At 70.2% G+C, this 14,706-nt stretch carries 13 protein-coding genes; 6 read left to right on the plus strand and 7 right to left on the minus strand.

Annotated features, from left to right (window positions below; genetic code table 11):
* The first annotated feature begins 8 nt into the window (after window positions 1-8).
* The 5 genes from leuA (at window position 9) to AC0693_RS07285 (ending at window position 7,359) form a co-directional block, all read left to right on the plus strand.
* On the plus strand, window positions 9-1,781 hold the full coding sequence (leuA, locus tag AC0693_RS07265; protein WP_356410746.1) for a 2-isopropylmalate synthase: 1,773 nt from the start codon (window positions 9-11) through the stop codon (window positions 1,779-1,781).
* A gap of 338 nt (window positions 1,782-2,119) precedes the next feature.
* Window positions 2,120-2,824, plus strand: coding sequence for a TerB family tellurite resistance protein (locus AC0693_RS07270; protein WP_356410749.1), 705 nt, complete (start codon window positions 2,120-2,122; stop codon window positions 2,822-2,824).
* A gap of 1,435 nt (window positions 2,825-4,259) precedes the next feature.
* Window positions 4,260-5,681 (plus strand): nucleobase:cation symporter-2 family protein, encoded by a 1,422-nt coding sequence (locus AC0693_RS07275; protein ID WP_478801196.1) that lies wholly within the window; start codon window positions 4,260-4,262, stop codon window positions 5,679-5,681.
* Window positions 5,682-5,773: 92 nt separating this feature from the next.
* Entirely contained in the window at window positions 5,774-6,520 is a 747-nt protein-coding gene (gene recO, locus AC0693_RS07280) for a DNA repair protein RecO (protein WP_356410034.1), read from the plus strand.
* 11 nt (window positions 6,521-6,531) lie between these two features.
* Window positions 6,532-7,359 (plus strand): isoprenyl transferase, encoded by an 828-nt coding sequence (locus tag AC0693_RS07285; protein ID WP_356410037.1) that lies wholly within the window; start codon window positions 6,532-6,534, stop codon window positions 7,357-7,359.
* A 31-nt stretch (window positions 7,360-7,390) separates the two neighbouring features.
* Here the strand turns inward: AC0693_RS07285 and AC0693_RS07290 are convergent, their stop codons facing one another.
* The 4 genes from AC0693_RS07290 to AC0693_RS07305 form a co-directional block, all read right to left on the minus strand.
* Window positions 7,391-7,819, minus strand: coding sequence for a Fur family transcriptional regulator (locus AC0693_RS07290; protein ID WP_323183433.1), 429 nt, complete (start codon window positions 7,817-7,819; stop codon window positions 7,391-7,393).
* Between the two features lie 71 nt (window positions 7,820-7,890).
* Window positions 7,891-8,760 (minus strand): metal ABC transporter permease, encoded by an 870-nt coding sequence (locus tag AC0693_RS07295; RefSeq protein WP_478741185.1) that lies wholly within the window; start codon window positions 8,758-8,760, stop codon window positions 7,891-7,893.
* A complete protein-coding gene (locus AC0693_RS07300; protein ID WP_356410043.1) occupies window positions 8,760-9,554 on the minus strand; it encodes a metal ABC transporter ATP-binding protein in 795 nt (264 codons plus the stop codon). Before AC0693_RS07300 ends, AC0693_RS07295 begins: the two co-directional genes overlap by 1 nt.
* A 32-nt stretch (window positions 9,555-9,586) precedes the next feature.
* Window positions 9,587-10,549 (minus strand): metal ABC transporter substrate-binding protein, encoded by a 963-nt coding sequence (locus AC0693_RS07305; protein WP_469320939.1) that lies wholly within the window; start codon window positions 10,547-10,549, stop codon window positions 9,587-9,589.
* 154 nt (window positions 10,550-10,703) lie between these two features.
* Between AC0693_RS07305 and AC0693_RS07310 the strand changes: the two genes are divergently transcribed.
* Window positions 10,704-12,086: a glycine--tRNA ligase gene (locus AC0693_RS07310; protein WP_356410049.1), complete on the plus strand. Its 1,383-nt coding sequence runs from the start codon at window positions 10,704-10,706 to the stop codon at window positions 12,084-12,086.
* Between the two features lie 79 nt (window positions 12,087-12,165).
* On the opposite strand, the gene AC0693_RS07315 is transcribed toward AC0693_RS07310, so the two are convergent.
* The 3 genes from AC0693_RS07315 to AC0693_RS07325 all read right to left on the minus strand — a co-directional run bounded on the left by AC0693_RS07315 (window position 12,166) and on the right by AC0693_RS07325 (window position 14,687).
* Window positions 12,166-12,798, minus strand: a complete 633-nt coding sequence (locus AC0693_RS07315) for a VC0807 family protein (RefSeq protein ID WP_478801197.1) — start codon at window positions 12,796-12,798, stop codon at window positions 12,166-12,168.
* Window positions 12,799-13,043: 245 nt separating this feature from the next.
* On the minus strand, window positions 13,044-13,637 hold the full coding sequence (locus AC0693_RS07320) for a TetR/AcrR family transcriptional regulator (RefSeq protein WP_356410055.1): 594 nt from the start codon (window positions 13,635-13,637) through the stop codon (window positions 13,044-13,046).
* 21 nt (window positions 13,638-13,658) lie between these two features.
* Window positions 13,659-14,687: an aldo/keto reductase gene (locus AC0693_RS07325; RefSeq protein WP_478801198.1), complete on the minus strand. Its 1,029-nt coding sequence runs from the start codon at window positions 14,685-14,687 to the stop codon at window positions 13,659-13,661.
* Between the last annotated feature and the right edge of the window lie 19 nt (window positions 14,688-14,706).

The raw sequence follows: 14,706 nt of genomic DNA on the forward strand, positions 1-14,706 counted from the left end.
CCTACGCCATGACTCAGCACACTTTTGCGGGACGACCCACCCCCCTCACCAACGCCACGCACACGCAGCGCCCCTCCGGCATGCCGATCCACAAGTACGGCGCGTACGAGCAGGTGGACATCCCCGACCGCACGTGGCCGGACGCCCGCATCACCAAGGCGCCCCGCTGGCTGTCCACCGACCTGCGCGACGGCAACCAGGCCCTGATCGACCCGATGAGCCCCGCCCGCAAGCGCGAGATGTTCGACCTGCTGGTGCGCATGGGCTTCAAGGAGATCGAGGTCGGCTTCCCCTCCTCCGGCGACACCGACTTCAACTTCGTGCGCTCCATCATCGAAGAGGGCGCGATCCCGGACGACGTGACCATTTCCGTACTGACCCAGGCCCGCGAGGACCTGATCGAGCGGACCGTCGAATCGCTGGTCGGCGCCAAGCGCGCCACCGTGCACCTGTACAACGCCACCGCGCCGACCTTCCGCCGGGTCGTCTTCCGCGGCTCCAAGGAGCAGATCAAGCAGATCGCCGTCGACGGCACCCGCCTGGTCATGGACTACGCCGACAAGATCCTGGGCGACGAGACCGTCTTCGGCTACCAGTACAGCCCGGAGATCTTCACGGACACGGAGCTGGACTTCGCCCTGGAGGTCTGCGAGGCCGTCTGCGACGTGTGGCAGCCGGGCGAGGGCCGCGAGATCATCCTGAACCTGCCCGCGACGATCGAGCGCTCCACGCCCTCGACCCACGCGGACCGCTTCGAGTGGATGGCCCGCAACCTGACCCGCCGCCCCTTCGTCTGCATCTCCGTCCACCCCCACAACGACCGCGGCACCGCCGTCGCCGCCGCCGAACTGGCCGTCATGGCCGGCGCCGACCGCGTCGAGGGCTGCCTGTTCGGCCAGGGCGAGCGCACCGGCAACGTCGACCTGGTCACGCTGGGCATGAACCTGTTCTCCCAGGGCGTGGACCCGGAACTCGACTTCTCCCAGATCGACGAGATCCGCCGCACCTCCGAGTACTGCAACCAGATGGAGGTCCACCCGCGCCACCCCTACGCGGGCGACCTGGTCTACACCTCCTTCTCCGGCTCCCACCAGGACGCCATCAAGAAGGGCTTCGACGCCATGGAGGCCGACGCGGCCGCCCGGGGCAAGACCGTCGACGACATCGAGTGGGCGGTGCCCTACCTGCCGATCGACCCGAAGGACGTCGGCCGCTCCTACGAGGCGGTCATCCGGGTCAACTCGCAGTCCGGCAAGGGCGGGATCGCGTACGTCCTGAAGAACGAGCACAAGCTGGACCTGCCGCGCCGGATGCAGATCGAGTTCTCGCGGATCATCCAGGCCAAGACCGACGCCGAGGGCGGCGAGGTCACGCCGAAGGCGATCTGGTCCATCTTCGAGGACGAGTACCTGCCCAACCGGGAGAACGCGGACGCCCGCTGGGGCCGCATCCAGCTGCGCTCCGGCCAGACGACCACCGACAAGGACGGCGTCGACAAGCTGACCGTCGAGGCGATCGTCGACGGAGTCGAGACCGTACTGGAAGGCACCGGCAACGGCCCGATCTCGGCCTTCTTCGCCGCACTGGCCGACGTCGGCATCGACGCCCGCCTGCTGGACTACACCGAGCACACGATGAGCGAGGGCGCCTCCGCGCAGGCCGCCTCGTACATCGAGTGCGCCATCGACGGCCGCGTCCTGTGGGGCATCGGCATCGACGCGAACACCACCCGCGCCTCCCTGAAGGCCGTCATCTCGGCCGTCAACAGGGCGGGGCGCTGACGGCGCCGGCTCCGGCTTCCGTACACGGTCCGGCAACACCGCCGTAGACCCGGCGCCACGGCCCCGCTCCTCGTTCGCGAGGGCGGGGCCGCGGCGTACGCCGACACGCGCGCCCCTGCGCGGTCCGGCGCGGCTGCGTCAGGATGGCCGCGTCCCCCGTACGAGGGATGGTTCGGGCGGAAAACGACGGGTATTCCGGGCGCGGTGGCGGGGGCGCACTTCGGCCAACTCGCAGACTCGACCGATGTTGTCTTGTCACACGACTGACGCATGCTCACCGATGTGGCTAACATCACGCCAACCCGGCGATGTTGCCGGACCGTTACGGAGGTGCGAACGTGCTGCCAGTTCGGGGCGGGACCGGCCGGAAGCTGTCGGCGTGGGGCATCCGTACCACCTGGAACACCGTGGGCGACGGGGACTTCTTCTGCCCGGGCTGCGGTGGTGACCGCAACTACCGTCGGCGGACGGGCCGTCGGCGGCTCACCGTGCTCGGCGTACCGCTGCTGCCGCGCGGAAGCGTCGGCCCGGTGGTCGAGTGCGCCGCCTGCCGCGACCGCTACGACACCGACGTGCTCGACCACCCCACCACCACCCGCTTCACGGCGATGCTGCGGGACGCCGTCCACACGGTCACCCTCGCGGTCCTGGCGGCGGGCGGCACGTCCTCGCGCAGCGCCCTGGAGGCCGCCGTGTCGGCCGTACGGGCCGCGGGCTTCCAGGACTGCACGGAGGAGCAGCTGGAGTCCCTCGTGGAGGCCCTGGCCACCGACGAGGGCCGCCTGGGCCTCTACGACGGCCCGGAGTGCTGCGGGGCCGCCCTGTCCATCGAGCTCCACGAGGTACTGGACCCCCTGGCCCCGCACCTGGCCGGCCCGGGCCGCGCCTCGCTGCTGCTCCAGGCCGCGCGCGTAGCCCTCGCGGACGGCCCGTACATCCCGGCCGAACGCGAGGTCCTGACCACGATCGGCGCCACCCTGCGCCTGGACGCGGACGAGGTGTCGAGCCTGCTGGCGGGGGTGGGGGCGGCGGGGTCCTGGTGAGGTGGGGGGCCCGGCTGCGCCGGGGAGCGGCTTCGCCGCTCGTGGGTTGCGCTTCGTGCGTCCGGGGTCGGTGATGCTCCGGGGGCTGCCCGTCAGTTCCACTGTCTTCCCGTGCCGGGGCGTCCTGTCAAGAGCGCTCCTTCGTCGCGTCGCTTCGCGATGGCCTGCGGCCACTCTTGACATGCCACCCCGTCCCGGAAAGCCAAGAACTGTCGGGCCGCCCCCGGGGGGAGGCAGGGGGGAGGCTGCCCCTCGCATGAGGCCCGGCGCCCGGCCGAAGGCCGAGTGAGGCCGATGCCCCGCCCTGCGGGCGGCAAGAACGCACTCAATCGCTACGCGCTTCGCCGAGAGAGGCGTCTGCGGGTTGTTTTGGGCTGGTGAGGGGCGCGGCGGGGCTCAAAGCTCGGCTAGACGAGAGTCCATTCGGGTCAAGGAGCCGTCGAGACTCAACAGCCGCTCAAAACGCCCCTTTTGTGGCGCTTTATTCTCCACTCTTGGGGCGGCCGGGCGTCAGACCCGGACCAACACCCATCTGACCGAAGTCTCAGCCCCACGCAGCCCGCTGACGCTTCTCTCGGAGGAGCGCGTAGCGATTAGGGGCGCTCTTTCCGCCCAAAGGGCGGCACCTAGGGCCCACTCGGCCTGCGGCCGGGCGCCGGGCCCCAGGCAAGGGGCAGCCTCCCCCCTGCCTCCCCCCGGGGGCGGCCCGCCAGTTCTTGGCTTTTCGGGACGGGGTGGCATGTCAAGGGTGGCCGCAGGCCATCGCGCAGCGACGCGACCGCAGGGAGCGCTCTTGACGGGGCGCCCCGGCACGGGAAGACAGTGGAACTGACGGGCAGCCCCCGGAACCACCCCGACCCCGAAGCGCGAAACCCGGCCATGAGCGGCGGAGCCGCGACCGGCGCAGCCGGCTCTCATAGCAGGGCGCACCGGACCTTTCCCCGGTAACGATCCGGCCACCCGCGCGGCCCAAATGGGGCGTCGGGCCCGGGTGGAGTGATCGCTCCGGGTCGGGGCATCCACCAGGTGGACTGGTGTGCGGTCAGGTCGTGATCTGCGGTGAGGAGGCGACGTACAGCATCTTCTTGCAGGTGGGAGGCCGAAGCCGGCCCGTCGGTCGACTGCCGCGTCCCGTGGATCCCGCGTCCCGGGCCCCGCTTCGCATACTCCGACTCCGCGTGTGCCCGCTACTGGAGAAAGCTCTACAGATGGGTCCGCGAAGCGTCAACAATTTGTGGTAGTCGACGATATCTGCGCAGCCCCTCGCGGGCGTTCAATTCCGGTCACACGGCGAGGCGCTGCCTGTAACACGGCGCGGCTTCGATTCACGTGAACGTACGGACCACCCTGGCGGATCAACGGGCTCACGACCCACTTCGACCAGGGACCAGCAGATCTCCTCTCGCTTACCTACCTCTTGAAGGGCAAGGCAGAGATGGCACGTGTCGCCGTCCGGCTCTCCGTCGACGGAGAGCAGAACACGCACCCGGTCGACGAGGTGCTCCCCCTTCCCAAGCTCGCGCTGTACGGCTTCCAGCACGTACTCGCCTTCTACGCCGGCGCGGTGATCGTCCCGATCCTCGTCGGCAGCGCGCTGGGACTCACCCCCGAGCAGCTCGTCTACCTGATCAACGCGGATCTCTTCACCTGCGGCATCGCCTCGATCATCCAGGCCTGGGGCATCGGCCGGATCGGCGCCCGGCTGCCGATCGTCCAGGGCGTCACCTTCACCGCCGTCTCCCCGATGATCGCCATCGGGCTGGGCGCGGGCGGCGGCACGGCCGCCCTGCTGGTGATCTACGGCGCCGTCATCACCGCGGGCATCGCCACCTTCGCCTTCGCGTGGATGCCCGCCCGGGTGTTCAAGGTCGTGATGGCGCTCTTCCCGCCCGTCGTCACCGGCACGGTGATCACGATCCTCGGCATCGTCCTGCTGCCGGTCGCCCTCAAGGACGTCGTCGGCGGCGCGCCGCTCGTCGGAGACGGCGGTGACCCCGCGCAGCTGGCCTACGCCGCCGGCACGATGCTCTTCGTCCTGGTCGTGATGCGGCTGGGCGGGGCCTTCCTGTCCAGCATCGCCGTGCTGCTCGGCCTGGTGGGCGGCACGCTCGTCGCCTTCGCCCTCGGCGACGCGAAGTTCGACGCCGTCACCTCCTCCCACTGGGTCGGGGTCACCACCCCCTTCCACTTCGGGGCCCCGAAGTTCGAGTGGTTCCCGATCCTCCTCATGCTGATCACCATGGTCGAGACGACCGGTGACACCTACGCCATCGGCGAGATCGTCGGCAAGGACATCGACAGCGAGACCGTGGCCCGTGCGCTGCGGGCGGACGGCGCGGCCACCGCGATCGGCGGCCTGCTGAACTCCTTCCCCTACGTCGCCTTCGCCGAGAACGTGGGCCTGGTCCGGGTCACCAAGGTCAAGAGCCGGTTCGTGGTGGTCTCCGCGGGCGTGATCATGATCGTCCTGGGGCTGCTGCCGAAGGCCGCCGCGCTCGTCGCGGCGATCCCGCCGGGCGTCCTCGGCGGCGCGGCCACCGTGATGTTCGCCATGGTCGCCCTGGCGGGCATCCAGACCCTGGGCAAGGTGGACCTCAAGGAGGAGAAGAACGCGCTGATCGTCGGCGTCTCCCTCGCCTTCGCCCTCTTCCCGGCCACCGTCCCGGCGTTCTTCGAGAAGCACATGAGCGTGGACACCGCCTCGCTCCTCAACAGCGGCGTCACCCTCGGCGCCACGGCCGCCATCCTGCTCAACCTGCTCTTCAACGGCCTGCCGCAGGGCGACCCGCACGCCGCGGCGCCCGTCCCCGCCGCCGGGCCCGTGGACGAGGCGAGCGCCCCGGCGCCGAGCGTCTGATCCGTCTGAGGAACGTCCCCGGACCGGGCCCCCGACCGGTCCGGGGCGCCGGTGTCCCCGGGCTGTCGGTGGCGTACGGGACAATGGAAACCATGAGTCTGTTCCGCGACGACGGCATCGTGCTGCGCACCCAGAAGCTGGGTGAGGCGGACCGCATCATCACGCTCCTGACCCGTGGCCACGGCCGGGTCCGGGCCGTGGCCCGCGGCGTGCGGCGGACCAAGTCGAAGTTCGGCGCCGGGCTGGAACCCTTCTCCCACGCCGACGTGCAGTTCTTCGCCCGCGGCAGCGATCTCGTCAGCCGCACCCTGCCGCTGTGCACCCAGACCGAGATCATCGCCCCCTACGGCAACGGCATCGTCGTGGACTACGCCCGCTACACCGCGGGCACCGCGATGCTGGAGACCGCCGAGCGGTTCACCGACCAGGAGGGCGAGCCCGCCGTCCAGCAGTACCTGCTGCTCGTCGGCGCCCTGCGCACCCTCTCGCGCGGCGAGCACGCGCCGAACCTGATCCTCGACGCCTTCCTGCTGCGCTCCCTCGCCGTCAACGGCTACGCCCCCAGCTTCACGGACTGCGCGAAGTGCGGCATCCACGGCCCCAACCGGCACTTCTCGGTCGCGACGGGCGGAGTCGTCTGCGGGGACTGCCGGGTGCCCGGCAGCGTCGTACCCTCGTCGGAGGCCATCGCACTGCTGAGCGCGCTGCTCACCGGCGACTGGGTCCACGCGGACGCCTGCGAGGCGCGCCACGTCCGCGAGGGGAGCGGACTGGTCTCCGCCTACTTGCACTGGCATCTGGAGCGCGGGCTACGCTCCCTGCGATACGTCGAGAAATAGGAGCGGGACACATGGCACGACGCGGGATCCTGGGGCGCAGCCGCAGGGACTACAAGCTTCCGGAGCCGCACCCGTCCGGTGCGCGCCCGCCGAAGATCCCCGGTGAGCTGGTTCCGAACCACGTCGCGGTCGTCATGGACGGCAACGGCCGCTGGGCCAAGGAGCGCGGTCTGCCGCGCACCGAGGGGCACAAGGTCGGCGAGGGCGTGGTCCTCGACGTCCTCAAGGGCTGCCTGGAGATGGGCGTCAAGAACCTCTCCCTGTACGCCTTCTCGACGGAGAACTGGAAGCGGTCGCCCGACGAGGTGCGCTTCCTGATGAACTTCAACCGGGACGTCATCCGCCGGCGCCGCGACGAGATGAACGAGCTGGGCATCCGCATCCGCTGGGTCGGCCGCATGCCGAAGATGTGGAAGTCGGTCGTCCAGGAGCTCCAGGTCGCGCAGGAGCAGACCGTCGACAACGATGCGATGACGCTGTACTTCTGTGTCAACTACGGCGGCCGGGCGGAGATCGCGGACGCGGCGCAGGCGATCGCCCGCGACGTGGCGGCGGGCCGTCTCGACCCGTCGAAGGTCAACGAGAAGACCTTCGCGAAGTACATGTACTACCCGGACATGCCGGACGTGGACCTGTTCCTGCGGCCGAGCGGCGAGCAGCGCACCTCCAACTACCTTCTCTGGCAGAGCGCTTATGCCGAGATGGTCTTCCAGGACGTGCTGTGGCCGGACTTCGACCGCCGCAACCTCTGGGCGGCCTGCCTGGAGTACGCGCAGCGCGACCGCCGCTTCGGCGGGGCGCTGCCGAACCAGCCGGAGATCCCGGGGCAGCCGGGCTGACGCGGACGCGAGGACGGCGGACCGCGGCGGGTCAGCCCGCCGCGGCGCAGTCCGCGCAGGTGCCGAAGATCTCCACGGTGTGGGCGACGTTCACGTAGCCGTGCTCGGCCGCGATCGACTCGGCCCACTTCTCGACGGCAGGGCCCTCGACCTCCACGGCCTTGCCGCACTTGCGGCAGACCAGGTGGTGGTGGTGCTCGCCGGTGGAGCAGCGCCGGTAGACGGATTCGCCGTCGCTGGTGCGCAGCACGTCGACCTCGCCCGCGTCGGCGAGGGACTGCAGGGTGCGGTAGACGGTGGTCAGGCCGACCGAGTCGCCGCGGTGCTTGAGCATGTCGTGCAGCTCCTGGGCGCTGCGGAACTCGTCCACCTCGTCCAGCGCCGCCGCGACGGCCGCCCGCTGCCGGGTCGAGCGCCCTCGTACTGGCGCGGTATTCATCTCGCCAGGGGCAGTCGCCACCGGGTCCTCCTCATATCGGGCCGTGCGGCCATTGTGCCAGCCCGCCGGTCCCGGGTGCCCCGTCCGTCGCGCTACGGGACCTTCACGTCGTCCTGGGTGCAGACCTGTTCGGCGGCCCGGGCGGCCCGCGCCCGGCGGGCGGCGAGCGGAGCGGAGACCAGCGAGAGGACCAGGAACAGGGCGATGGCGAGGAGCACGATCATCGCGCCCGAGGGGACGTCGATGTAGTACGTCGCCGCCGTGCCGGACAGCGAGATGACGAGGCTGAACGCGATGGCCAGCCCCAGGGTGGCAGCGAAACCGCGGGTGATCCGCTGGGCGGCGGCGACCGGGATCACCATCATGGCGCTGACCAGCAGCAGGCCGACGATGCGCATGGCGACGGTGACGGTGACCGCAGCGGTGACCGCGATCATCAGGTTCAGCAGGCGCACCGGCAGGCCGGTGACGCGGGCGAACTCCTCGTCCTGGCAGACGGCGAAGAGCTGGCGGCGCAGGCCGATCGTGACGGCGAGGACGAGGGCGGACAGGACCGCCATGGCGGTGATGTCCTCGGGCGCGATCGCGGAGATCGAGCCGAACATCGGGGCCAGCAGCTTGCCGGTGGAGCCGCCCGGAGCCATGTTGATGATCAGCACGCCGCCGGCCAGGCCGCCGTAGAAGAGCATCGCGAGCGCGACGTCGCCGCTGGTCCTGCCGCGCGAGCGGATCAGCTCCATGGTGACGGCGCCGAGGACGGCGACCAGGGTGGCCATCCAGACGGGGCTGGTCTGGAACAGGAAGCCGAGCGCGACACCGGTCATGGCGACGTGCCCGAGCCCGTCGCCCATGACGGCCTGGCGGCGCTGGACGAGGTAGGTGCCGATGGCGGGGGCCGTGATGCCGACGAGGGCGGCCGCGATCAGCGCCCGCTGCATGAAGGCGTAGTCGAGGAGGTCCATCAGCTCAGCAGTCCCGTCCGGATCGGTTCGGCGTCGTGGGCCGCGTGGGGGTGTACGTGGTCGTGGCCGGGCAGGGCGTGCTGGCCCACGGCCTCGGGGGGCGGTCCGTCGTGCGTGACGCAGCCGTCGCGCAGGACGACGGCGCGGTCGATGAGCGGCTCCAGGGGGCCCAGTTCGTGCAGGACGAGCAGGACGGTGGTCCCGGCCTCCACCTGGAGGCGCAGGGCGCGCGCGAGGACCTCCTGGTTGGCGAGGTCGATGCCGGCCATGGGCTCGTCCATGATCAGCAGTTCCGGTTCGGCGGCGAGCGCCCGGGCTATGAGGACGCGCTGGTGCTGGCCGCCGGAGAGGGCGTTCACCGAGGCGTCGGCGTACCCATCCATGTCGACGAGGGCCAGGGCGCGCTCCACGGCCGCCTTGTCGGCCTTGCGCAGCAGCCCGAAGCGGGTACGGGCCAGGCGCCCGGCGGAGACGACCTCGCGGACGGTGGCGGGGACGCCGCTGGCGGCGGTGGTGCGCTGAGGGACGTACCCGATGCGCGACCACTGCCGGAAGCGCTTGAAGTCCGTTCCGAAGAGGGAGAGCGCGCCGGCGCTCAGCGGGACCTGGCCGACGACGGCGCGGACGGCCGTGGACTTGCCGGAACCGTTGGCACCGAGCAGGGCGACGACCTCACCGCGCCGGACGGTGAGGTCGATCCCGCGCAGCACGGGGCGCGAGCCGAGCGTGGCCGAGGCCCCGCGCAGGGATATGACGGGCTGCTCCACCGCTGTCGCGGTTGCCGTGGACTCCATGGCTCGCGCCTCCGTTGCCGCTACTGCTGCCATTACTTGTTGCCGAGCGCCTTCTGCAGGTTCTTCAGGTTGGACCGCATGATCGCGAAGTAGTCAGCGCCCTGGGAGGTGTCGCTGATTCCCTCCAGCGGGTCGAGGACATCGGTCTTCAGACCCGTGTCGCGGGCGAGGGTCTTGGCCGTCTTGTCGCTGGCCAGCGCCTCGAAGAAGACGGTCGTCACATTGTCCTTCTTCGCGACGGCCTGGAGTTCCTTCATCCGGGCGGGGGTCGGCTCGGACTCGGGGTCGACGCCGGAGATGCCCTCCTGGTCGAGGCCGTAGCGCGCGGAGAGGTAGCCGAAGGCGGAGTGGGTGGTGATGAAGGTCCGGGTGGCCGTGTTCTTCAAACCGTCCTTGAACTCGCTGTCGAGCTTGCCCAGTTCGGCGACGAGCTCGTCGGTGTTCTTCCGGTAGTCCGCCGCGTTGGCGGGGTCGGCCTTCGCCAGGGCGGCGCCGACGCCCTTGGCGATCTCCGCGTACTTGACCGGGTCGAGCCACACGTGCGGGTCCTGGCCGGCGGCTTCGTGGCCGTGGTCGTGGTCCGCCTCGCCCTCGGCGTGGTCGTGGCCGGAGGCGGCGTGGACTTCGAGCTTGGTGAGGGTGGCGGCGTCGACGACGTTCTTGGCGGGGCTCTGGGCGACGGCCTTGTCGACGGCGGGCTGGAGCGACTTGAGGTAGAGGACCAGGTCGGCCTCGCCCAGCCGGGCGGTCTGCTGGGGGGTGATCTCCAGGTCGTGCGGTTCGACGCCCGGCTTGGTCAGGGTGGAGACCTTCACGTGGTCCTTGCCGATCCGCTCGGCGAGGAACTGCATCGGGTAGAACGACGCCGTCACGTCGAGCTTGCCGTCCTCACCGGAGCCCGCGGCGGAGGCGCCGGAGCAGGCGGTCAGCGCCGTGGCGGCGAGGGCGACGGCTGCGGCGAGGGCGGCGGTGGGTATGAGGCGTCGTACGTTCATGACATCCATTTTCATCAAAGATGGAAACCGTTGTCAACAAGCCAGGTGGGAGGGGCCGCCCCGGGCGCTCAAAGGGGATCCGATTTGAAGGAGGGGGTACGGGCGCCGGTAACCTGAGGCATTCGCCGTTCGTCCTCGTAATGAAGAGAGCACCGTGGCCGCCGACAAGATCGAGACCATCGTCAGCCTGAGCAAGCGCCGTGGCTTCGTCTACCCGTGCAGTGAGATCTACGGCGGCTCCAGGGCTGCCTGGGACTACGGCCCGCTGGGTGTCGAGCTGAAGGAGAACATCAAGCGCCAGTGGTGGCGTTCGATGGTCACCGGCCGTGAGGACATCGTCGGCATCGACTCCTCCGTGATCCTGGCCCGCGAGGTCTGGGAGGCCTCGGGCCACGTCGCGACCTTCTCGGACCCGCTGACCGAGTGCACCTCCTGTCACAAGCGCTACCGCGCCGACCACCTGGAAGAGGCGTACGAGGCCAAGCACAACCGCCTCCCCGCGAACGGCCTGGCCGACATCAACTGCCCGAACTGCGGCAACAAGGGCCAGTTCACCGAGCCCAAGCAGTTCTCGGGCATGCTGCAGACGCACCTCGGCCCGACCCAGGACGCCGGTTCCGTCGCGTACCTGCGCCCGGAGACCGCCCAGGGCATCTTCACCAACTTCGCCCAGGTGCAGACGACTTCGCGCAAGAAGCCCCCGTTCGGCATCGCCCAGATGGGCAAGTCCTTCCGCAACGAGATCACGCCCGGCAACTTCATCTTCCGCACGCGCGAGTTCGAGCAGATGGAGATGGAGTTCTTCGTCAAGCCGGGCGAGGACGAGCAGTGGCAGGAGTACTGGATGCAGGAGCGGTGGAACTGGTACCGCGACCTGGGTCTGCGCGAGGAGAACATCCGCTGGTACGACCACCCGAAGGACAAGCTGTCCCACTACTCGAAGCGCACCGCCGACATCGAGTACCGCTTCAACTTCGGTGGCAATGAGTTCTCCGAGCTGGAGGGCGTGGCCAACCGCACCGACTTCGACCTCAAGGCGCACTCGGCGGCCTCCGGTCAGGACCTCACGTACTTCGACCAGGAGACCAAGGAGCGCTACACCCCGTACGTCATCGAGCCGGCGGCCGGTGTCAACCGCGCCATGCTCGCCTTCATGCTCGACGCGTACAACGAGGACGAGGCCCCGAACGCCAAGGGCGTCATGGAGAAGCGCGCCGTGATGCGCCTCGACCCGCGCCTGGCCCCGATCAAGGTCGCGGTCCTGCCGCTGTCGCGCAACGCCGACCTGTCGCCGAAGGCCAAGGGCCTCGCCGCCGACCTGCGCAAGAACTGGAACATCGAGTTCGACGACGCGGGCGCCATCGGCCGCCGCTACCGCCGCCAGGACGAGATCGGTACGCCGTTCTGCGTCACGGTCGACTTCGACACCCTGGACGACAACGCGGTGACCGTGCGCGAGCGCGACACCATGAAGCAGGAGCGCGTCTCCCTGGACCAGATCCAGACCTACCTCGGCAGCCGTCTGCTGGGCTGCTAGTCGGACCCGGATCCACGACAGGGGTGGCCCGGTGCGCACAGCGCACCGGGCCACCCCTGTCCGTCGTCCGTGCCGCGGGTCAGGCGGTGGCGTTGGCGGCGGCGAGCGCCGCGGCGGCCCGGGCCTTGCCCTCGGCCTTGGTCCGGTTCGAGAAGCGAATCGTCCAGAAGATCAGGGCCACGAGGACGCCGTAGATCAGGATCGGGCTGACGGTCACCATCGTGCCGGTGCTCAGCGCGTACACCAGCACCACGCGCAGCGCGGCCTCGAACAGGTACGCCACGCCCCACACGGTGGTCATCCGCCTCATCGCCCGGCGGAAGTCCGGGTACTGCCAGAGGCTGTTGAAGTGGCCGACGGACTCGGCGGTGCCGTCGGTGCCGAACTTGCGGCCGAAGTAGAACATCAGCGGCCGGGGCGCCAGCAGCGTGGCGATGCACAGTGCGCCGAACAGCCCGGTCACCGCCGAGTCCTTGACGAGCAGGGCGCGGGCCGAGTGGGTGCCGACCAGGGTGACCAGGGCGGTGATCACCAGGAACACCAGGGTGACGACGGCGAACTCGTCGATGTGGCGGCGCCATGCGAGCGAGACGACGGTGTCGACCACCGGCCAGGCGCTGCTGAGCAGCAGGGCGGCGAACTCGGTCCAGCCCCGTCCGGTGAGGATGTTGTAGGTGACGATCGGTGCGACCACGTTGAAGACGATGGTCATGATCCAGCCGATCGCCGTGGCCGAACCCGAACGGGCGGGTGGTGCGGCCTGAGCTGCCGGTGTTTCCTGAGCGGACAACGTTCCCCCTGAGGCGTGCCTGATGACGTGCGGTAAAGGGAACGTAAGGAGGATGCCACGCAGGGGGCAATGGCAGCGCGTCCAAAATGATCACCAAGCTGTCCGGATCGGTACGTTCCGGCTGGGCGCGGTGCCGGGTCGCGGCGCCTCCCCGGAGGTCCCGGAGGTCAGGCGCGCAGGCCCCGGACGACGAGCGCGGTGACCGCTTCGAACTCCGTGAGGATGGTCGGCGAGAGCCACTCCGCCGCGTACTGCGGATCGTGGAACCGGCCGGTGGCGTCGAAGACGGCGCGGGCGGCTGCCGGTACGTCCGGCGCGGCCAGTGATCCGGCGGCGACGCCCTCGTCGATGATCCGGGTCAGCTGGGCGATCAGCTGGGTCAGGTGGTCGTCCACCACGCCGCTGTTCTCCGCGAGCAGCACGGTGTAGGTCGCGAACAGCTCCGGATCGTCGCCCGCCTTGTGCCGCTTGGCCTCGAAGAGGGCCTCCAGCCACGCTTCCAGCTTGGAGGGGGCGGTTGCGGCGGGAGCCGAGACGATCTCCTCCAGCATGTCCACGTTCCGCGCAAGCCAGCGGTTGGTGACCGCCTCGCGCAGCGCGGCCTTCGAGGGGAAGTGCCGGTAGACGCTGCCGTGGCTGACTCCGAGGGCGCGCGCCACGTCCACCACGGTCGCCTTGGTGGGGCCGAAGCGGCGCAGCACTTCCTCGGTGGTTTCGAGGATGCGCTCGGGCGTCAGGGGTTCGGCAGCTGCGGGGGGCATGCCTACGACCGTACCGGCAGCTCAGTGCTCGCTGTCGAGGTGGGCCATCTGCGCCGCCGGGTACCGCTCGCCCGCCGCCGCTCCCGCGGGGACGGCCGCCTCGATGGCCGCCAGGTCTGCCGGGGTCAGGACGGTGTCCAGGGCGCCCAGCGCCTCCTCCAGCCGGTCCCGGCGGCGCGCGCCCACCAGTGGGACGATGTCCTCGCCGCGCGAGAGCACCCAGGCGATGGCGGTCTGGGCCACGCTCACTCCCTTGTCGTCGGCCACCTTGCGCAGGGCGTCGACCAGGTCGAGATTGCGCTCCAGGTTGTCCCCCTGGAAGCGGGGGCTCATCCCGCGGAAGTCCCCGGGGGCCAGCGCCCGGTCCCGGGTGAAGTGGCCGCTGATCAGGCCGCGGGAGAGCACGCCGTACGCCGTGATGCCGATGCCCAGCTCGCGGGCGGTGGGCAGGATCTCCTCCTCGATGCCCCGGGAGATCAGGGAGTACTCGATCTGGAGGTCGGAGATCGGCGCGACCGCGGCGGCCCGGCGCAGGGTGTCGGCGCCGACCTCGGAGAGGCCGATGTGCCGGACGTGCCCGGCCTGGACGGCCTCGGCGATGGCGCCGACCGTCTCCTCGATCGGGACGTCCGGGTCCACGCGGGCGATCCGGTAGATGTCGATGTGGTCCCGGCCGAGGCGCTGGAGCGAGTACGCCAGGAAGTTCTTCACGGCGGCGGGGCGCCCGTCGTATCCGGTGAAGCCGCCCTCGACCGTGCGCAGGGCGCCGAACTTCACGCTGGTCAGTGCCTGGTCGCGAGCGGCTGCGGGGGCGGTCCGCAGGGCTTCGTTGATCAGGAGCTCGTTGTGCCCCATCCCGTAGAAGTCGCCGGTGTCCAGCAGGGTGACCCCCGCGTCCAGGGCGGCGTGGATCGTGGCGATCGACTCGGAGCGGTCGGCCTCGCCGTACAGGGCGGACATGCCCATGCAGCCGAGACCGAGCGGGTGGACGGAGGGCCCGGTGGCGCCGAGGGTGCGGGGTGCGCGGGAGGTGTGCTCGTGGTTCGTCATGTCAGCAGAATGGCATGAC

This window comes from Streptomyces sp. NPDC043876 (assembly GCF_056435825.1).